Below are 20,184 nucleotides of genomic sequence, written 5' to 3' on the forward strand. Positions count from 1 at the left end.
CCCTTCATCCCGGTGATGGTGATCTCACCGATCCACGTCGAGGGCCAGGCCCGGCCGGCGGCAGCCGGAGATCACTGCTCGCGCAGCGGAACGGACACGTACGAGGGGTCGTCCGCGGGCGAGGAGAAGGTCAGCTGCGCGCCGGACGGGTTGTGCTCGATGTACAGCGGGTCGACCGTGTCGACGACCAGAGCGAGCCGGTGCCCGGCCGGGACGTCGTAGGCCGTGGAGAACAGGTCCAGGTCCACGCCGAACGGCTTGCCCGGCGTCCGGCCGTGCCAGGTGTAGGGCGCGTTGGTGACCAGCTTGCCGAGGCCGAGCGGGCCCACGTCGTAGAGGTAGGCGACGAGGGTGCCGCTCTCCTTGGTCGGGGTGAGCGTCGTGTGCAACGTCGTGGTGCCGCGCACCTGTTGGGTGCTGCCGTACTTCTCGGACTGCCAGACCGCGGCCCAGCGCCGGGGGAGCAGGGGGATCGAGGCGACCGGCGGGAGCTGGGCGACCTGGTCCAGGATGGCGGACAGGAAGACGACGCCGCCGTCCGCGCCCGAGTCGACGTTCGCGTGGATCGTGGCCGACTCCGCGAGGGAGATCTTCTTCCGGGTTGCCGCGACCGACTTCCAGTTCGGATAGCCCTCGTAGCCGCCCGACGTACGGGACTTGAGCTGGATCTGCTGCTCCCGGTCGATGCCGTTGTCCACGCCGCGGAGGTAGTGGTCGAACCAGCGCCGGGTGTCGCTCCACACGTCGTTGGGCAGTCCGAACAGCCCGGTAGCCTCGGCCGTGGCATGGTCGCCGGGGCGGAATTCGAGGCGCTTGGGGACAGTCAGCCTCTCGTAGAAGCCGGCGTACTGGTTCGCGGGGAAGATCGTGTCGCCCCAGGCGTTGGCGAGCAGGACGGCGGCGCCGTTCTTGTTGAGCTGGTCGAGGTAGGTCGCGGGGGAGCGTTTCCTTCCCCAGTCGATGATCTCCTGCTCCTTCGACAGGTCGGAGGTGTAGAACTCGTCGAAGATCTGCCGGAGTTCGGCGCTCTCGCGGCCGGTGAGCGTCGCGGCGCCGTCCAGGAGGGCGGCCGCCTGGACGTGCTGGGTGCGGCCGGAGTAGATGGAGTCGATCAGATCCGCCCAGCCGCTGAGGGAGGCGACCGCCTTGATCCGCTTGTCGTGTGCGGCGGCGAGCAGACAGATCCCGGCGCCGTAGGAGACGCCCGCCATGCCGATGCGCTTCGGGTCGGCGGGGGTGTGGGCGAGTGCCCAGTCGATCACCTTGGAGGCGTCGGCCACGTCGGGCGGCCCCGCCACTTCGATGTTCCCTCCCGACTGGTAGAAGCCGCGGACGTTGTAAGTGAGCACGATGTAGCCGGAGTCGGCGAGTTGCTGGGCCTGGGCGAGGTACTCGACCTGTGGCAGGCCCCAGCTCGTGGGGAGCACGATGAGCGGGTGGACGCCCGAGGCATCGGCACCCGCCGGGGTGACGACATTCGCACTGAGCACCGTGCCGCCGTCGCCGGTGATGTCGACGAAGCGGACGGAGGGTGCGGCGGCCTGTGCGGCCGGTGCCAGGCCGACGACGGTACCGGCGATCAGGGCCGCCGATACGACGCCTACGGCCGACGTGCGCAGGGTGGTGCGACCGGTGCCCATGGGGTCACTCCTCACTCGTGTCAGTGCAAAGTGACCCGACGGTAACCGCGAGCCCTTACCGTAAGTAACCCGTCGGTAAGTTACGTGCCGGTAAAGATTGTTGAAGTGTGGGAAGACCTAGGAGGCCCGGTGTGAGGCGCGTGGAGCCTCCACCTTCGGCAGCGGCGCCTGCGCGGCTCGCGTCACGTCCGCGACGACCTCGACGACGTCCGGGCCGTACGCCTGCGAGTTGACCACCTTCAGCAGCAGCACGAACGTGTTGCCGCCGTGCTTGCGGGCCAACCGCTCGTGACTGCGGGCGAGATAGCGGGTCGCGGCCTGGTTGGTGATCGCGCGCTGCCCGCAGAACAGGAACACGGGACGCGCGTCGGGCTGCTGCCCCGCCGTGAGCCGGGCCAGCAGCACGTACTCGCTCCTGCCGGACTCCAGTCGGTAGCGCTCGCTGCCTATCTGGAAGGCGCCGCGGTCCGGGCCCGGCTCGGCGTCCACGTTCACCCGTACCCCGGGCAGCATGGAGGCGAGGTGCGCGGCCATACGGCGGTTGGAGGCCGGTCCGCCGACGCAGAACTCGGTGCGCTCACCGAAGCCCTGCTGCGCGGCGTCATGGGCGATGACCTGCGCGTGGGCGTTGCAGTCCTTGATGAGGGCGGCGAGTTCGAGGAGCGCGAACACGTCGTGCCGCATCACCGTCAGCTCGGGGCCGCCCGCCTCCCGGTTGACCACGAGCAGCGACTCGGAGTTGTCGGGCAGCCCGAAGAAGGCCTGCTTCCGGCGCAGTCGGCGCTTCCACAGATAAGTGCGGGCCAGCCAGCCGAGCGCGGCGCTGACGCCGGCGGCGATCACGCCGAGAACGATGTTGCGGACGTCGTCATTCATGGGCGCGCATCGTAGCGGGCCAAGGCAAACCGGTGTTCGACGCGTTCCTGACGGGGACATGCCGTTGGATTAAGCTGCGCGAACGGTCCCTCACTGGAGGTGCGGATGCGTCGCTCTGTCGCACGGAAACTGTCGGTCCTCGCGGTCTCGGCCGCCGTGATCTCCGTGGGGGCGGCAGCGCCACCGGGGGCCACGAGCGCCACCGCGGCGAAGGTTCCGGTCGCCGTCGGCTACGGAGGCGCGGTCGCCAGCGTCGACGCGGACGCCTCCGCCGCCGGCATCGAGGTCCTCAGAAAGGGCGGCAACGCCGTCGACGCCGCCGTCGCCACGGCCGCCGCGCTCGGCGTCACCGAGCCCTACTCCGCCGGCATCGGCGGAGGCGGCTACTTCGTCTACTACGACGCCAAGTCCCGTACGGTGCACACCATCGACGGCCGCGAGACCGCGCCGCTCAGCGCCGGCTCCGACCTCTTCCTGGAGAACGGCAAGCCGCTCGCCTTCGCCGACGCCGTCAGCAGCGGACTGAGCGTGGGCACACCGGGCACGCCCGCCACCTGGCAGACGGCCCTGGACGAATGGGGCAGGAAGAAACTCGGTACTGTCCTCGAGCCCGCCGAGCGGATCGCCCGCGACGGCTTCACCGTCGACGACACCTTCCGCTCGCAGACAGCGTCCAACGAGACCCGCTTCCGCTACTTCCCCGACACCGCCCGGCTGTTCCTGCCGGGCGGACAGCTCCCCGTCGTCGGCTCTGCCTTCAAGAACCCCGAACTCGCCCGCACCTACAAGGAACTGGGCGAGAAGGGCGTCGGCGCGATCTACCACGGAGACCTCGGCAAGGACATCGTCTCCACGGTCGACGACCCTCCCGTGGACCCGAATTCGGGCTGGAGGGCCCGCCCCGGCAAGCTGTCCACTGCCGACCTGGCCGCCTACCGCGCCAAGCTCCAGGCGCCCACGAAGACGTCGTACCGCGGCCTGAAGGTCTACTCGATCGCTCCCTCCTCCTCGGGCGGCACGACGGTCGGCGAAGCCCTCAACATCCTGGAGAAGACCGACCTTTCGAAGGCCTCCGAGGCGCAGTACCTGCACCACTTCATCGAGGCGAGCCGGATCGCGTTCGCGGACCGGGGGCGCTGGGTCGGCGACCCCGCCTTCGAGGACGTACCGACCAAGGAACTGCTGTCGCAGGAGTACGCCGACTCACGCGCCTGCCTGATCAAGGACGACGCCGTCCTCACCAGCCCGCTCGCACCGGGCGACCCACGCCGTCCGGCGGCCTGCGGCGTCGGCGGCACGGCGGCTCCGACGACGTACGAGGGCGAGAACACCACGCACCTCACGGTCGCCGACAAGTGGGGCAACGTGGTGTCCTACACGCTGACCATCGAGCAGACCGGCGGCAGCGCGATCACCGTGCCCGGCCGCGGCTTCCTCCTCAACAACGAGCTGACGGACTTCTCCTTCGCGCCCGCCAACCCGGCCGTCCACGACCCGAACCTGCCCGGCCCCGGCAAGCGCCCGCGGTCGTCGATCTCGCCGACGATCGTCCTCGACCGGCACAACACGCCCGTGGTGGCGCTCGGGTCACCCGGTGGCGCGACCATCATCACCACCGTGCTGCAGACCCTGACCGAGTTCCTCGACCGCGGGCTGCCCCTGGTCGACGCGATCGCCGCGCCGCGCGCCAGCCAGCGCAACGCGGCGAAGACCGAACTCGAACCCGCCCTGTACAACAGCGACTTGAAGGCCCAGCTGGAGGCCGTCGGACACGCCTTCTCCCTCAACCCCGAGATCGGTGCGGCAACAGGCGTCCAGCGACTGCCCGGCGGCAAGTGGCTCGCGGCGGCCGAGACGGTACGGCGGGGCGGCGGCTCGGCGATGGTGGTGAACCCGGCGCCGTAGCAGTACCTCGGGCGGGCCCGGCGGCTACGACGCCGGGCCCGCCGGTGGTGGTGCCTCGTCCGTGGCGGCCGGTTGAGCCGTGGCCTCCGGTTCCGCCGGTGCGGCTGTCGTGTCGAACGTGAGGCGGCCGTCCGCGACGCCCACCGTCACCCGGCTGCCCTCCGTCATACGACCGTCCAGCAACAGGCGGGACAACTGGTTGTCCACCTCGCGCTGGATGGTGCGGCGCAGCGGCCGGGCGCCGTACTCGGGCTGGTGGCCGCGCTCGGCGAGCCAGCCCACCGCCGCGTCGGTGAAGTCGACCGCGATGCCCTGGGCGTGCATCAGACGGCGGGTGCGTTCCAGGAGCAGGTCCGTGATCTGCCGGAGCTGCTCCGCCGTGAGCTGGCGGAACACGACGATCTCGTCGATGCGGTTGAGGAACTCCGGCCGGAAGTGTTCCCGCAGGGGCCGCAGGATCCGCTCGCGCCGCGCCTCCTCGTCGGCCTCCGCGCCGCCCGGCCCGAAGCCGACGCCGACACCGCGCCGGGTGATCGCCTCGGAACCGAGGTTGCTGGTCATCACGATGACCGTGTTGGTGAAGTCCACCGTGCGGCCCTGCGAGTCCGTGAGCCGTCCGTCGTCGAGGACCTGGAGCAGGATGTTGAAGACGTCCGGGTGCGCCTTCTCCACCTCGTCGAGCAGGAGCAGCGAGTACGGGTGCCGGCGCACCACCTCGGTGAGCTGACCGGCCTCCTCGTGGCCGACGTACCCGGGGGGCGCGCCCACCAGCCGGGACACCGTGTGCCGCTCCTGGTACTCGCTCATGTCGAGCCGCACCATCCGGTCCTCGCTGCCGAACAGCGCCTCGGCGAGCGCGCGGGCCAGCTCCGTCTTGCCGACGCCCGTCGGGCCGAGGAACAGGAAGCTGCCGATCGGCCGGTCCGGGCTGGCGAGCCCGGCGCGCGACCGCAGCACCGCCTCGGCCACCGCGGCGACCGCCTCGTCCTGTCCCACCACCCGCTGGTGCAGATGCTCCTCCAGGCCGAGCAGCCGCTCCTTCTCCTCCTGGGTCAGCCGGGCGACCGGGATGTGCGTCAGCCGGGACACGACCTCGGCGACGGCCTCGGCCGTCACCTCCAGATGTTGCCCCTCGTCGGCCTGCTCACCGCCGCTGCTCTCCGCGATCCGCTCCTTCAGCTCGCCGATCCGGTCGCGCAGCTGCGTGGCCTGCTCGTACTGCTCGTCCGCGACCGCCTGGTCCTTGTCGCAGGTGAGCTGTTCGAGCTCGCGCTCCATGGTCCGTACGGCCGTGCCCTTCGTCCGGGCGCCGAGCCGTACCCGCGCTCCCGCCTGGTCGATCAGGTCGATCGCCTTGTCGGGCAGCCGCCGGTCGGTGAGATAGCGGTCGGACAGCTCCACCGCGGCGACCAGCGCCTCGTCGGTGTAGCGGACCTGGTGGTGCGCCTCGTAGCGGTCGCGCAGTCCGCGCAGGATCTCGATCGTGTCCGTGACCGTCGGCTCCGGCACCAGGATCGGCTGGAACCGGCGGGCCAGCGCCGCGTCCTTCTCGATCCGGCGGAACTCCTCCAGCGTGGTCGCGCCCACGATGTGCAGCTCGCCGCGGGCCAGGGCGGGCTTGAGGATGTTGCCCGCGTCCATCGCCCCGCCCTCGCCGCCACCGCCGGCGCCCACGACCGTATGCACCTCGTCGATGAAGATGATCAACTGGTCGGAGTGCGCGCGGATCTCCCCGACGATGTTGTTCAGCCGCTCCTCGAAGTCCCCCCGGAAGCGGGTGCCCGCCACCACGCCGGTCAGGTCCAGCGCGACGACCCGGCGCCCGGTCAGGATGTCGGGCACGTCCCCGTCGGCGATCCGCTGCGCCAGCCCCTCCACGATCGCCGTCTTGCCGACGCCCGCGTCGCCGATCAGCACGGGGTTGTTCTTTCCGCGCCGGGAGAGCACCTCGATGGTCTGCTCGATCTCCTCGTCGCGCCCGATCACCGGGTCGATACGGTCCTGCCGCGCCAGCTCGGTCAGATCGCGGCCGTACTTGTCCAGGGTGGGGGTGGAGGTGGGCGCCTGTCGCTCGGTGCCGGTCCGGGTGCGGGCCCGCTCCGCCTCGGGGGCGTCGGGCGGCAGACCGCCGGTCGCGAACCGGGCCGCGTTCAGGATGTGTCCCGCGGCCGAGTCCGGGTTCGACGCGAGCGCGCTGAGCACGTGCTCCGGGCCGATGTACCCGGCACCGGTGGCCCGCGCCATGTCGTGCGCGTCCAGCAGGGCGCGTTTGACCGCCGGGGTCAGGGACAGCGACGTGGGCGGCGGTGCCTCGCCCGCCGGGTGCTGTACCGGGCCCGACCGCTCGTCGATCTCCGTCGCCAGCGAGTCCGGGTCCGCCCCCGCCCGGCTGAGCAGGCTCCGCGTGGGCTCGGTGGACAGGGCCGCGCGCAGCAGGTGCTGGGTGTCGAGGTCCCGGCTGCCGTGCTCGGCGGCGTACTGGGCGGCGCCCCGCACGAGTTCCCTGGCCGGTTGGCTCAGCAGTCGGCCGATGTCGATGTGGCGGGGGCCAGGGGGCGGCTCGCCTCCGGCGTTGCCGCCGCCGAAGAAGCGGGCGAGGAAATCACCGAAGGGGTCGGGAGGGTAGCCGTTGGTCATGGCGTTCCGTTCCTTTGGTGCGCGTTCATAATACCTTGGCACGGATGCCTCCGGCTGGCATGCGGGGCGCCTTGGAGCTCGGGTGGCTCGTGTTCGGTGCGCGAGTGCGGGTTCGTCGTGGTTGCTCGCGCCCACGCGGCGGAGCCGCAAATTGATACAGCCCCGCGCCCTCAGGGGGTTGCCCTGGCCGTCAGGATTCGGGGACCGGAGTTGGTGATCGCCAGCGTGTGTTCCACGTGGGCTGCTCGGGAGCCGTCGTTGGTGCGTAGGGTCCAGCCGTCCGGTGCTGCGTGGTAGCCGTTTTTGCCGCTTGCGATCAGCATGGGTTCTATTGCCAGGACCATGCCGTGGCGCAGTGGGAGCCCGCGGCCGGGGCGGCCCTCGTTCGGGACCGGGGGGTCCTCGTGCATGTGGCGGCCTACGCCGTGGCCGCCGAAGCCGTCCGGGATGCCGTAACCCCCCGTACGGCACACCGTGCCGATCGCGTGGGCGATGTCGCCGATGCGGTTGCCGACCACGGCCGCCTCGATGCCCGCCGCGAGCGCGCGCTCGGCCGTCTCGATCAGTCGTACGTCCGCCGGGCGCGCCCTGCCCACGGTGAAGCTGATCGCCGAGTCGCCGGCCCAGCCGTCCAGCTCGGCTCCGCAGTCGATGGAGACCAGGTCGCCGTCGCGGAGGCGGTGGCGGGTGGGGATGCCGTGCACGATCGCGTCGTTCACCGAGGCGCAGATGACCGCCGGGAAGGGGGTGGGCGCGAAGGAGGGGCGGTAGCCCAGGAAGGGGGAGCTCGCGCCCGCCTCGCGCAGCACTTCCCGTGCCACCTCGTCCAGCTCCAGCAGCGTCACGCCGACGCGCGCGGCCTCCCGTACGGCCGTCAGGGCACGCCCCACGACCTGGCCCGCCGCGTGCATCGCGTCGATCGAGGTATCCGTCTTCAGCTCCACCATGCCAATTACTATACCGGTATTAGAATGACGGGATGGTGCGCACCCCCCTCACCCCCGAAGAGCACGAACGCGGCGAACGGCTCGGCCGACTGCTCCGCGAGGCACGCCGGGGCCGGAGCATGACCGAGATCGCGGCCGAGGCGGGGATCTCCGCGGAGACGCTTCGCAAGATCGAGACCGGGCGTGCCCCGACTCCGGCCTTCTTCACGGTTGCCGCGCTCGCCCGTGCGCTCGGCCTGTCGATGGACGAACTGGCCGAGCGGTGCGTGCTCGCGGAGGTCTGAGCGGAGTTCCACGGTTCGGTCAAGATCGCCCCCGCTTCGGCACTGAAAACTCCCCTTAGCGGCCCCGTAACACGGCTGGTGTTGTCTACGAAGCGGAGTGCTCCGGTCTGGCGGGAGTTGGGCGATGGCAGTGGATCAACTCCCGGCTCGCGTGCGGGAGTTCGCGAACTACCTGGACGGCCTTCTGGCGCGCCTTGATCAGGGCGGCGGCTGGTGCGGGGTCTTCTGGCAGCGCGATCCCGAGGGTATGCAGGCCTGCCTGGACGGGCGTGAGGTCCCGCCGTGGGACGTCGTGGAGGCGCTTCTGCAGGATCTCGCCGCGGCCTACGGGCCCGGTGCCGCCGGGGCCGAGAAGGAACGCGCCCGGCTCCTGCACGGGGCCGCGTTCAGCGCGTACGACTCCCGGCCGGGCGCCCGGGACGCCCTGGGCGACCGGCTCGACGTCATGCTCCGTGAGCAGCGGTACGCCGCGGAACGGCAGGCGGAACTGGGCCGGTTCCTCGCCTCGGCCGGCACACCGCAAGAGGCCCACGCCATCCGCCTCGACCTCGCCTGGGCCCGCGACGACCACGAACGGGCCACCGCCCGGTGCGTCGAACTCCGCTCACGCATCACCGAGTTGGACCGGCGTGGCGCGGGCGGCCAGGTGAGGGACGCTCAGCCGATACGGCGGCCGGGGGAGGGCGGCGGTGGAGCGGTGCGGGGCGGTGAGCCGTTCCCCGGGGCGCGGACGGACGGCGGATCGCCGGTGACCGGTCCGGGCGGCGTGCCGGCGCAGAGGAGCCCGGCGACCGGTGGGTCGCCTCCCGGCGTTCGGGCCTCGGGAGCGTACGGCGGCGGTCCTGCCGGCGGCGTGTTGTCGGACGGTGTCGGGACCGGCGGACGTGGAGATCCTCGTGCCGGTGCCTTCGGGGCCGAGGGCGGATACAGGCCGGCGCCAGGCGGTCCGGAGGGGTTTGCGCCCGCCGGTTACGCGTCAGCGCCCGGCGCGGCAGACGGCACACGCGGCACGGGCGACACACGCGCCACAGGCGCACCGGAGACCGTACCCACCCGATACGCCTCCCAGCCCTCGGCCCCAGCCGCCGCCTCCGCCCGGCACGTCCCCCGCCCGTCCGCCCCCCACCCCTCGGAAAGCGCCCCCGCGCCCGCCGCCTACGACGCCCCCGCCGCACCACCCCGAGACGGCGCCCCCCGGCCCACCTCCACCGCGCAGGCCCAGCCTTCCGCATCCCCTGCGCCCCCTGCCAAACAGCGCAAGCGCCGCCGCGGCGGTGCGCGGTTCGCCGGGATGGTCGAGGACGACGTCGCTCCGGTCGTCGTACCGCAGACTCCCGTCCCGGCCGTGACGTCGGCCGCGGACCCGCGCCGTACCCCGCGCGGTGCCCGGTTCGCCGGGGCCGCCGAGGCGGTGGAGCGGCCGCAGCCGCAGGTGGAGCCGTTGGACGCGGAGGCGCGGCGGGCTGTCGTGGAGGCCGTCGAGACGCTCGTACGGCTGCGGGGCGAGGGGCGCAGCGGCGAGGCGCACGGCATGCTCGTCGAGGCCGCCCACTGGCCCGCCGCCCGCCTCCCGCTGCTGGCCGCCGAACTGCACCGCACCGGGCACGGCGCCGACTGGGCCACCCTGCTGTGGGAGGCCGCCTCGCTGCCGGCCGAGCGGCTGGTCGCCGCCGCCGACGCGCTGGTCGCCGCGGGGCGTGCCGTCGACGGGCAGCAGATCCTGCGGCAGGGCGTCGCCCGGCCCGCCGGCGAGATCGGCGAAGCCGTGCTCGCGCTGGATACCGAGGGACGCCGGCGTGAGGTGCGGGCGCTGCTGGACGCCTACGTCAGGGTCCGCACGCCAGAGGAGGCGGCCCGCAGCGTCACCGCCGATCCGCAACACCTCGTCCCGCTGCTCCTGGAGGCCGCGCAGGGTGTCTCGGACGAGCGGCACTGGGACCTCGTCCACGCCCTGCGTGTCGCCGGGTTCACCGCCTGAACGGCCGCACGATCACCCACTGGAGTGTGAAACATGATCGACTCCGCGGGTTGACGACGATGGTCTTGGCAAGCCCGTCCCCGAGGCTTACGTTCGTCCCTCTACGGCCTGTGTCTACGGGCGTAGAGGCTCTGACGTCCCGTCGAAGGAGCAGCTCATGGCCAACGTCGTACGCGCCGCTCTGGTCCAGGCCACCTGGACCGGCGACACCGAGTCCATGGTGGCGAAACACGAGGAGCACGCCCGCGAGGCGGCCCGTCAGGGCGCCAAGGTCATCGGGTTCCAGGAAGTCTTCAACGCCCCCTACTTCTGCCAGGTCCAGGAGCCGGAGCACTACCGCTGGGCCGAGCCGGTGCCGGACGGGCCGACGGTGCGTCGTATGCGCGAACTCGCCCGCGAGACCGGCATGGTGATCGTCGTCCCGGTCTTCGAGGTCGAGCAGTCCGGCTTCTACTACAACACCGCGGCCGTGATCGACGCCGACGGCACCTTCCTCGGCAAGTACCGCAAGCATCACATCCCGCAGGTCAAAGGCTTCTGGGAGAAGTACTACTTCAAGCCCGGGAATGCCGGCTGGCCCGTCTTCGAGACCGCTGTGGGAAAGATCGGCGTCTACATCTGCTACGACCGGCACTTCCCCGAGGGCTGGCGGCAACTCGGACTCAACGGAGCCCAGTTGGTGTACAACCCGTCGGCCACCTCGCGTGGCCTGTCCGCCTACCTGTGGCAACTGGAGCAGCCCGCCGCCGCTGTCGCCAACGAGTACTTCGTCGCCGCCATCAACCGGGTGGGGCAGGAGGAGTACGGGGACAACGACTTCTACGGAACGAGCTATTTCGTCGACCCGCGTGGGCAGTTCGTGGGTGAAGTCGCGAGCGACAAGAGCGAGGAACTCGTCGTCCGTGACCTGGACTTCGACCTCATCGAAGAAGTGCGGCAACAGTGGGCCTTCTACCGCGACCGCCGCCCCGACGCCTATGAAGGGCTGGTGCAGCCGTGAACGACCTCTACTCCCGCCACCGCGGTGTCCTGCCGGACTGGCTCGCCCTCTACTATGAGGACCCCCTGGAGATCACCCACGGCGAGGGCCGCCACGTATGGGACTCCAGTGGCAACCGGTACCTGGACTTCTTCGGCGGCATCCTGACGACGATGACCGCGCACGCGCTGCCCGAGGTGACCAAGGCGGTCAGTGAGCAGGCCGGGCGGATCATCCACTCGTCCACGCTCTACCTCAACCGCCCCATGGTCGAACTCGCCGAGCGCGTCGCCCAGTTGAGCGGCATCCCGGACGCCCGCGTCTTCTTCACCACCTCCGGCACCGAGGCCAACGACACCGCCCTGCTGCTGGCCACCGCCTACCGGCACAGCAACACGATCCTGGCGATGCGCAACAGCTACCACGGCCGCTCCTTCAGCGCGGTCGGCATCACCGGCAACCGCGGCTGGTCCCCGACCTCCCTGTCCCCGCTCCAGACGCTGTACGTCCACGGAGGCGTCCGCACCCGTGGACCGTTCGCCGGGCTGAGCGACGACGAGTTCATCGCGGCCTGCGTCGAAGACCTGCGGGACCTCCTCGGCCACACCCGCCCGCCCGCGGCTCTGATCGCCGAGCCCATCCAGGGCGTCGGCGGCTTCACCTCCCCACCCGACGGCCTGTACGCCGCCTTCCGTGAGGTGCTGAACGAGCACGGCATCCTGTGGATCGCCGACGAGGTGCAGACAGGCTGGGGCCGCACCGGCGACAACTTCTGGGGCTGGCAGGCACACGGCCACAGCGGGCCGCCGGACCTCCTCACGTTCGCCAAGGGCATCGGCAACGGCATGTCCATCGGCGGCGTCATCGCGCGCCCCGAGATCATGAACTGCCTGGACAGCAACAGCATTTCGACGTTCGGCGGCACCCAGGTCACCATGGCCGCGGGCCTGGCCAACCTGACGTACCTCCTGGAACACGACCTCCAGGGCAACGCCCGGCGCGTAGGCGGGCTGCTCATCGAGCGGCTGCGGGCCGTCACCGCGCAGCTTCCCGGCGTACGGGAGGTGCGCGGGCGCGGGTTGATGATCGGCGTCGAGCTGGTGAAACCGGGGACCGACGAGGCCGATCCGCAGGCCGCGTCCGCCGTTCTGGAGGCGGCCCGGGAGGGCGGGTTGCTCATCGGCAAGGGCGGCGGCCACAACACCAGCGCGCTGCGCATCGCCCCGCCGCTGTCGCTGACCGTCGCGGAGGCCGAGGAGGGCGCCGCGATCCTCGAGAACGCCCTGAGGAGCGTCCACTAGCACCCACCGGCACCAACGCGAGGGGCCCGTCATGACCACCACCTTGGACACCCTGGAGACCCTGGAACCCGCCCTGTCGGTCCGTCAGGTCCTCGGCCTGGAACGGGTGCTGGCCGGGGAGCCCGAGGTGGTGGCCGGCGCCGCCCAGCTCGACCGGCCGGTGCGCTGGGTGCATGTCGCCGAGGCCGCCGACGTCGGCGTCATGCTCAGCGGCGGCGAAATGGTCCTCACCACCGGAGTGCTGCTCGCCGGCGACGAGGGCAAGCAGGCCGAGTACATCCAGTCCCTGCACCGCGCCGAGGCGGCCGCCGTCGTCCTCGGCCTCGGGCGGGCCTTCCCCGCCCCGCCGGACGTGATGCGGCGGGCCGCCGAGCGGTGCGGGCTGCCCATGGTCGTCCTCCACCGGCCCTTCCCCTTCGCCGAGTTGACCGAGGAGGTGCAGTCCCGGCTGGTGCGGCGGAAGTTCGCCGCCGTCAGCCTGTCGGAGTCCGTACGGACCGCGCTCACCGCCCTCATCACCGCGGGCGCGCCCCTGCAGAGCCTGCTCGACGAGGTCGCCTCGCACAGCGCCTGCCCGGTCGTCGTCACCAACCTCGCCCACCGCGTGCTCGCCACGGCGGGGGAGCGGCCGGCCGTGGACGACGTGCTGCGCGACTGGGAGCGCATCGCGCGGCAGGCCGGCGGCAGCGAGGGGGACGGCTGGGTCCGCGCCGAACTGGGCGGGCGCGGGGAGCGGTGGGGGCAGATCGTGCTGTGCGGGTACCGCGGCGACATGACCGCCGGGCGGCTGCTCGCCGACCGCGCCGCCGAGGCGCTCGTCCTGCATCGCATGCTCGGCGGCGGCTCCGCCCACACCTGGGAGGAGCAGTCGGCGCAGAGCCTGCTGACCGACCTGGTCTCCGGTGTCGTACCCGCACGGCAGTTGCTGCCGCGGGCGCGGGCGGCCGGGCTTCCCGTCAACCGGCGGACCTTCGTGCCGCTCGTCGTACGGGACGCTGAGCCCGCCCAACTCGACCGGATGCTACGTGTGTTGGGGCTTCCCGGACTCGTCGCCGAACTCACCGACGGGGCCACCGCCGTCCTGCTCAGCCTCGCCCGGGACCAGGACGCCGAGTCGCTCGCCGTGCACTTCGCGACGCGGCTGCGGACGGCGTCCGGACAGACCCGTACCGTCGTCGCGGCGGCCGGGCCGCGCACCGGCTGGGACGAGGTGCCGGCGGGGCTGCGCGAGGCCCAGCACGTCGCGGACGCGGTGGCCGACTCCTCGGCCGCCCTCGACCTCCCTGCGGTCGTGCGCCTCAGGGACGTCCATCTGCGCGGCCTGATCCGGCTGCTGCGCGACGACCCGCACGTACAGTCCTTTGCCGAGCGGGAGCTGGACGGCCTGTTGTGCGCACCCGGCGAGGACCTGCTCGCGGTCCTGCGCACCTACCTCGCCACCGGCCGCAACAAGTCCCGCACCGCCCAGCTCCACCACGTCTCGCGCCCCGCGCTCTACCGCCGCATCGAGGCGATACAGACGCGACTCGGCGTGGACCTCGACGACTTCGAGCAGGCGGCCTCGGTGCACATCGCGCTCCTCGCGTATGACGCGCAACAGGGGTGAAACATGCGACGACCTGGGAAAACGGCGGTGAAACATGAGCCGACGAGAGCGTGACACGGTGACACGCGCCATGCCCGCAGACGTGACACGCTGCACCTCAAAGACGCCTCCGGGCCTTCCTAAGCTCGCCGCACACCGAGCGACCGGAGGTCCCGATGAGCAGAGTGATCCGTGCCGCCCTCTTCCAGACCGCCTGGACCGGCGACAAGGAGTCCATGATCCAGGTCCACGAGCAGGCGGCCCGCGACGCGGCCGCGCAGGGCGCCCAAGTCCTGTGCTTCCAGGAGCTGTTCTACGGACCGTACTTCTGCCAGGTCCAGGACAAGGCGTTCTACGAGTACGCCGAGCGCATCCCCGACGGCCCGACCGTCAAGCGCTTCCAGGCACTCGCGAAGGAACTGGGCCTCGTCCTCGTCCTGCCGATGTACGAGGAGGAGCAGCCCGGTGTCCTCTACAACACCGCTGCCGTGATCGACGCGGACGGCTCCTACCTCGGCAAGTACCGCAAGACGCACATCCCGCAGGTGCAGGGCTTCTGGGAGAAGTTCTACTTCCGTCCCGGCAACAGCGGTTGGCCCGTCTTCGACACGGCCGTCGGCAGGATCGGCGTCTACATCTGCTACGACCGCCACTTCCCCGAGGGCTGGCGTGCCCTGGGCCTGGCGGGCGCCGAGATGGTCTTCAACCCCTCGGCCACCTCCCGCGGCCTGTCCGCCTACCTCTGGCAACTGGAACAGCCGGCGGCGGCCGTCGCCAACGAGTACTTCGTCGGCGCGATCAACCGGGTCGGCGTGGAGGAGCTGGGCGACAACGACTTCTACGGGACGACGTACTTCGTCGACCCGGAGGCCCAGTTCGTCGGCGAGGTGGCGAGCGACAAGGAGACGGAACTGGTGGTTCGCGACCTGGACCTGGCGAAACTCCGCGAGGTCCGGGACCGCTGGCAGTTCTACCGCGACCGCCGTCCCGACGCCTATCCGCCGCTGACGGCTCCGTAACAGCTCCGGCCCACCTCCGCGCCCCGCAAGGGGCGCGGGGCTGTGCTCGATGTGCGGCTGCCGCCGCGCGGGCGCGACCAGCCACAACGAACCGTCACTTCGACCACGCACCCAGGGGAGCAGCATGACCGGCCGTACCCTAATTCGCGGTGGACTCGTCATCACCGCGTCCGACGAAATCCACGCCGACGTCCTCATCGAGGATGGCCGGATCGCCGCCCTCGCCGCCTCCGGCACCCCCGCCGCCGAGGCCTTCACGGCCGAGCGGATCATCGACGCCACCGGCAAGTACGTCATCCCGGGCGGCGTCGACGCCCACACCCACATGGAGTTGCCCTTCGGCGGCACCTTCGCCTCCGACACCTTCGAGACCGGCACCCGGGCCGCCGCCTGGGGCGGTACGACCACGGTCGTCGACTTCGCCGTGCAGAGCGTGGGCCACTCGCTGCGCGAGGGCCTGGACACCTGGCACGCCAAGGCCGAGGGCAACTGCGCCATCGACTACGGCTTCCACATGATCGTCTCCGACGTGAACCAGGACACGCTGAAGGAGATGGACCTGCTGGTCGAGGAGGGTGTGACCAGCTTCAAGCAGTTCATGGCCTACCCGGGCGTCTTCTACTCCGACGACGGCCAGATCCTGCGCGCCATGCAGCGCTCCGCCGAGAACGGCGGCCTGATCATGATGCACGCCGAGAACGGCATCGCGATCGACGTGCTCGTGGAGCAGGCGCTGGCCCGTGGGGAGACGGACCCCCGGTACCACGGCGAGGTCCGCAAGGCCCTGCTGGAGGCCGAGGCCACCCACCGCGCCATCAAGCTCGCGCAGGTCGCGGGCGCCCCGCTGTACGTCGTGCACGTCTCGGCGACGGAGGCGGTCGCCGAGCTGGCCCGGGCGCGCGACGAGGGCCTGAACGTCTTCGGCGAGACCTGTCCGCAGTATCTGTTCCTGTCGACGGACAACCTCGCCGAGCCCGACTTCGAGGGCGCCAAGTACGTGTGCTCGACGCCGCTGCGGCCCAAGGAGCACCAGGCCCAGCTGTGGAAGGGCCTGAGGACCAACGACCTGCAGGTCGTCTCCACCGACCACTGCCCCTTCTGCTTCGTGGGCCAGAAGGAGCTGGGCCGGGGCGACTTCTCGAAGATCCCCAACGGTCTGCCGGGCGTCGAGAACCGTATGGACCTGCTCCACCAGGCCGTCGTGGACGGGCACATCTCGCGCCGCCGCTGGATCGAGATCGCCTGCGCCACCCCGGCCCGGATGTTCGGCCTGTACCCGAAGAAGGGCACCATCGCCCCGGGCGCCGACGCCGACGTCGTCATCTACGACCCGCACGCCGAGCAGGTCATGTCCGCCGACACTCACCACATGAACGTCGACTACTCGGCCTACGAGGGCAAGCGCACCACCGGCCGGGTCGAGACGGTCCTCTCGCGCGGCGAACTCGTCATCACCGAGCGGGAGTACACCGGACACGCCGGGCACGGCGTCTACACCCCGCGCTCCACCTGTCAGTACCTCAACTAGGAGTGGCGCCATGGACTTCGGACTCGTCCTGCAGACCGATCCGCCGGCCTCCCGTGTGATCAGCCTGATGAAGCGGGCCGAGCGCAACGGCTTCCGGTACGGCTGGACCTTCGACTCCGCCGTGCTGTGGCAGGAGCCGTTCGTGATCTACAGTCAGATCCTGGCCAATACACAGAAGTTGACGGTCGGAACCATGGTCACCAACCCGGGCACCCGCACCTGGGAGGTCACCGCCTCCACGTTCGCGACCCTCAACGACATGTTCGGCAACCGCACGATCTGCGGCATCGGCCGCGGGGACTCGGCGATGCGTGTCGCCGGCCGCAAGCCCAACACGCTGGCCCGTATCAGCGACGCCATGAAGGTCATCCGGGCCCTCGGCCGGGGCGAGGAGGCCGACCTCGGCGGCACGGTCGTCAAGTTCCCGTGGATCAAGCCTGGCGCCGAACTCCCCGTGTGGATGGCCGCGTACGGACCCAAGGCGCTGAAGATGACCGGCGAGGAGGCCGACGGGTTCATCCTCCAGCTGTCGGACCTGTACCTCACCGAGTACATGGTCAAGGCCGTGAAGGATGCGGCAGCGGCGGCCGGGCGCGACCCCGCCGACGTGAAGATCTGCGTTGCCGCCCCGGCCTATGTCACCGAGGACGACTCGCCCGAGGCGCTCGCCCACGCGCGCGACCAGTGCCGCTGGTTCGGCGGTATGGTCGGCAACCACGTCGCCGACCTGGTCGCCAAGTACGGCGAGCACTCCGCGGCAGTACCCGACGAACTCACCGACTACATCAGGGCCCGCGAGGGTTACGACTACTCGCACCATGGGCGCAGCGGAAACCCCGACACCCAGTTCGTGCCCGACGAGATCGTGGACCGGTTCTGCGTCATCGGCCCCGTCGAGCGGCACGTGGAGAAGCTGGGCGCCCTGCGCGAGCTGGGCGTCGACCAGTTCGCGGTCTACGACATGCACGACGCCCAGGAAGCGGTCATCGACGCGTACGGCGCGAAGGTGATCCCCGCGGTCAACAGCTGATCCACCGGTCAACAGCCGACCCGCCTCGTGAACTCCCCCTTCCCGCCGTCCCGGGGAGGGGGCCCAGGACGCTCCCCCTCGGTCCGCCCAGGTGCGCACCCCCCATTCGGCGCCGCCCGCACGGCAACTTCCTCCCGCCTCAGTCGATTGGCCCGCCCATGACCGACACCGCTCCCACGGCCATAACGCCGACCTCCCAAGTCACCCTCGCCGACGGCCGGGTGGAGATCGCGCCCGGCTCGCCGCAGCCCAGCGGCCCGTACGCCAACCGGGACCTGCTTCCGGTCCCCGTCGAGAAGCGCACCTGGACCACGTACAACTTCTCCGCGCTGTGGGTCGGTATGGCCCACAACACGGCCTCCTGGACACTGGCCTCCGGTCTCATCGCGGTGGGCATGGACTGGAAACAGGCCGTGTTCACCATCGCCTTGGCCAACCTGATCGTGCTCGTCCCGATGCTGCTCACCGGCCACGCGGGGCCGAAGTACGGCATCCCCTTCCCGGTCTTCGCCCGCGCCTCCTTCGGCGTGCGCGGCGCCAACCTGCCCGCTGTCGTACGGGCGTTGGTGGCCTGCGGCTGGTTCGGTATCCAGACGTGGATCGGCGGCGAGGCCATCTACTTCCTCGCCGGGAAGCTGATCGGCGACGACTGGGCGAACGCGTCGAAGATCGGCGGCTATGCCTGGACGATGTGGCTGTCGTTCGCGATCTTCTGGGTGATCCAGATCGCGATCATCTACCGGGGCATGGACACCATCCGCCGCTTCGAGAACTGGGCGGCGCCCTTCGTGCTCGTCGGCGCCTTCGTGATGCTGTGGTGGATGAGCAACAAGGCCGGCGGCGTCGGCCCGCTCTTCGACCAGCCCTCCAAGCTGGGCTGGGGCGGCGACTTCTGGAAGCTGTTCTGGCCCTCCCTCATGGGCATGATCGGCTTCTGGTCCACCCTGTCGCTGAACATCCCCGACTTCACCCGGTACGGCAAGAGCCAGAAGGCCCAGACCTGGGGTCAGGCCCTCGGTCTGCCGACCACCATGACGCTGTTCGCGTTCCTGTCCGTGCTGGTGACGTCAGGTTCGCAGGCGGTGTACGGCGAACCGGTCTGGGACCCGGTCCAGCTGGCCGCCAAGACCGACAACGTGGTGGGCCTGGTCTACGCGCTGGTGACCGTGCTGGTGGCGACCCTCTCCGTGAACATCGCGGCCAACCTGGTCTCGCCCGCGTTCGACTTCTCCAACATCGCTCCCCGGAAGGTCAGTTTCCGCGCCGGAGCCCTGATCACCGCCGTCCTCGCGGTGCTGATCTTCCCGTGGAAGCTGTACTCCGACCCGCAGGGCTACATCTTCACCTGGCTCGGCCTGGTCGGCGGACTGCTCGGCACGGTGGCCGGCATCCTCATCGCCGACTACTGGCTGCTGCGCCGCACCCGCCTCGACCTCACCGACCTGTACCGCAACGGCGGCCGCTACTGGTACGAGGGCGGCTGGAACTGGCGGGCGGTCGTGGCCTTCCTGGCCGGCGGTGTGCTGGCGATCGGCGGCGCGAGTTTCAAGCCGCTGTTCGACGGCACCCCGATCCCGGCGCTGTCCTCGCTGGCCGACTACGGCTGGGCAGTGGGCCTCGGCACCTCGCTGGTGCTGTACCTGGCGCTGATGCTGCTGACCGGCAAGGGCCGTACGGAAGCCGCTGCTTGACCGAACTGCCCTCGGAGGGCGGTCAGTTGTGACTACTGATCGCCCTCCAGCGTGGCCACGGCGTTCTTGGCCGCCTTGATGGCGCCCTTGTTGATCTCGTCCGTGGAGGGTGCCTTCTTCGACTCGAAGTCGCTGCCGTTGTAGGTGACGATCACCAGCGCGTTGGACGCCTGGACGATCACCACACCCTCGCGCGTGTCCTGTTTGTCCTCGCTCGTCAGGTTCACTACGGAATAGGCGGAGTCGCCGACACCCGGCACGTCCCCTCCGCCCTTCTTCTCCTTGACGCGCTCCTGGTACTCCTTCTTCGCCGCGTCGTCCGACTGCGTGATCTCGTAGGAGACGTCGAGCCAGCGGTAGTCGTAGCCCTTGAGCGCGTTCCAGGAGCAGGTGCGGCGCAGTTTCGTGTCCGTCGACGGGATCTCCTTGCCCGCCGTCTTGGCGCCCGGCACAAGGGACTTGACGGTCGCTTCACCCACACTCGCACACGGGGAGGGAGCGCCGGCGTACGTCTTCGACACGGCCGTCGAGGACGGGGCCGAGGCCGACTGACTCGCGGTCTTCTGCTCCGGCTGGTGCTCGGCGGCCGGAGCCGCGGCCAACGGGCCGGACGTCAGCGCCCAGCCGGCCGCGGCGAGCACGGCGACCGGCGACAGACGCGCGGTGAGGGTGAGCGGCAGAGGAAGGGAGGACACGACACACTTCTCGTGGGGGAGGGTGTGCGGAGGTGGTCCGCACCGCGGACGGGACGCCAGTGTCACACGACTGACTGTGGGGCGGAAGT

General features: G+C 70.7%; 15 protein-coding genes. 10 read left to right on the forward strand and 5 right to left on the reverse strand.

Translation table 11 applies throughout. The annotated features are described in order from the left end of the window. Positions 1–71: 71 nt before the first annotated feature. A complete protein-coding gene (locus ACFYXB_RS09020) occupies positions 72–1,640 on the reverse strand; it encodes a CocE/NonD family hydrolase (RefSeq protein WP_389579417.1) in 1,569 nt (522 codons plus the stop codon). Positions 1,641–1,757: 117 nt separating this feature from the next. Next, entirely contained in the window at positions 1,758–2,516 is a 759-nt protein-coding gene (locus tag ACFYXB_RS09025) for a hypothetical protein (RefSeq protein WP_389579419.1), read from the reverse strand. Positions 2,517–2,621: 105 nt separating this feature from the next. Between ACFYXB_RS09025 and ggt the strand changes: the two genes are divergently transcribed. Beyond that, complete coding sequence (gene ggt / locus ACFYXB_RS09030) at positions 2,622–4,421, forward strand: gamma-glutamyltransferase (RefSeq protein WP_389579422.1); 1,800 nt, start codon at positions 2,622–2,624, stop codon at positions 4,419–4,421. A 24-nt stretch (positions 4,422–4,445) separates the two neighbouring features. Here ggt and ACFYXB_RS09035 read toward each other — a convergent pair whose 3' ends face one another. Continuing rightward, positions 4,446–7,058 carry an ATP-dependent Clp protease ATP-binding subunit gene (locus ACFYXB_RS09035; protein ID WP_389579425.1) on the reverse strand — a complete coding sequence of 871 codons (2,613 nt, stop codon included), beginning with the start codon at positions 7,056–7,058 and terminating at the stop codon, positions 4,446–4,448. Between the two features lie 170 nt (positions 7,059–7,228). Next, positions 7,229–8,005, reverse strand: coding sequence for a type I methionyl aminopeptidase (gene map, locus ACFYXB_RS09040; protein WP_351353073.1), 777 nt, complete (start codon positions 8,003–8,005; stop codon positions 7,229–7,231). 32 nt (positions 8,006–8,037) lie between these two features. Between map and ACFYXB_RS09045 the strand changes: the two genes are divergently transcribed. The 9 genes from ACFYXB_RS09045 to ACFYXB_RS09085 all read left to right on the forward strand — a co-directional run bounded on the left by ACFYXB_RS09045 (position 8,038) and on the right by ACFYXB_RS09085 (position 19,400). Further along, positions 8,038–8,289: a helix-turn-helix transcriptional regulator gene (locus ACFYXB_RS09045; RefSeq protein ID WP_351353076.1), complete on the forward strand. Its 252-nt coding sequence runs from the start codon at positions 8,038–8,040 to the stop codon at positions 8,287–8,289. A 124-nt stretch (positions 8,290–8,413) separates the two neighbouring features. Next, positions 8,414–10,267 (forward strand): hypothetical protein, encoded by a 1,854-nt coding sequence (locus tag ACFYXB_RS09050; RefSeq protein WP_389579428.1) that lies wholly within the window; start codon positions 8,414–8,416, stop codon positions 10,265–10,267. A 157-nt stretch (positions 10,268–10,424) separates the two neighbouring features. After that, positions 10,425–11,267 (forward strand): nitrilase-related carbon-nitrogen hydrolase, encoded by an 843-nt coding sequence (locus ACFYXB_RS09055; protein ID WP_389579431.1) that lies wholly within the window; start codon positions 10,425–10,427, stop codon positions 11,265–11,267. Beyond that, entirely contained in the window at positions 11,264–12,547 is a 1,284-nt protein-coding gene (locus ACFYXB_RS09060) for an aspartate aminotransferase family protein (protein ID WP_389579435.1), read from the forward strand. The genes ACFYXB_RS09055 and ACFYXB_RS09060 overlap by 4 nt, the downstream gene beginning before the upstream one ends. 31 nt (positions 12,548–12,578) lie before the next feature. Beyond that, complete coding sequence (locus tag ACFYXB_RS09065; RefSeq protein WP_389579438.1) at positions 12,579–14,153, forward strand: PucR family transcriptional regulator; 1,575 nt, start codon at positions 12,579–12,581, stop codon at positions 14,151–14,153. A 155-nt stretch (positions 14,154–14,308) separates the two neighbouring features. Then, positions 14,309–15,151: a nitrilase-related carbon-nitrogen hydrolase gene (locus ACFYXB_RS09070; protein WP_389579440.1), complete on the forward strand. Its 843-nt coding sequence runs from the start codon at positions 14,309–14,311 to the stop codon at positions 15,149–15,151. A 124-nt stretch (positions 15,152–15,275) separates the two neighbouring features. Continuing rightward, positions 15,276–16,679 carry a dihydropyrimidinase gene (gene hydA, locus ACFYXB_RS09075; RefSeq protein WP_389579442.1) on the forward strand — a complete coding sequence of 468 codons (1,404 nt, stop codon included), beginning with the start codon at positions 15,276–15,278 and terminating at the stop codon, positions 16,677–16,679. A 10-nt stretch (positions 16,680–16,689) separates the two neighbouring features. Beyond that, entirely contained in the window at positions 16,690–17,709 is a 1,020-nt protein-coding gene (locus tag ACFYXB_RS09080; RefSeq protein WP_351353097.1) for a TIGR03842 family LLM class F420-dependent oxidoreductase, read from the forward strand. A gap of 158 nt (positions 17,710–17,867) precedes the next feature. Continuing rightward, positions 17,868–19,400, forward strand: coding sequence for an NCS1 family nucleobase:cation symporter-1 (locus ACFYXB_RS09085; RefSeq protein ID WP_389579445.1), 1,533 nt, complete (start codon positions 17,868–17,870; stop codon positions 19,398–19,400). A gap of 32 nt (positions 19,401–19,432) precedes the next feature. On the opposite strand, the gene ACFYXB_RS09090 is transcribed toward ACFYXB_RS09085, so the two are convergent. Next, the gene (locus ACFYXB_RS09090) at positions 19,433–20,095 is read right to left on the reverse strand and encodes a hypothetical protein (protein ID WP_389579447.1); all 663 of its coding nucleotides are present in this window, start codon (positions 20,093–20,095) and stop codon (positions 19,433–19,435) included. Between the last annotated feature and the right edge of the window lie 89 nt (positions 20,096–20,184).

This window comes from Streptomyces sp. NPDC002619 (assembly GCF_042889305.1).
In the GTDB taxonomy this organism is placed as follows: Bacteria; Actinomycetota; Actinomycetes; order Streptomycetales; family Streptomycetaceae; genus Streptomyces.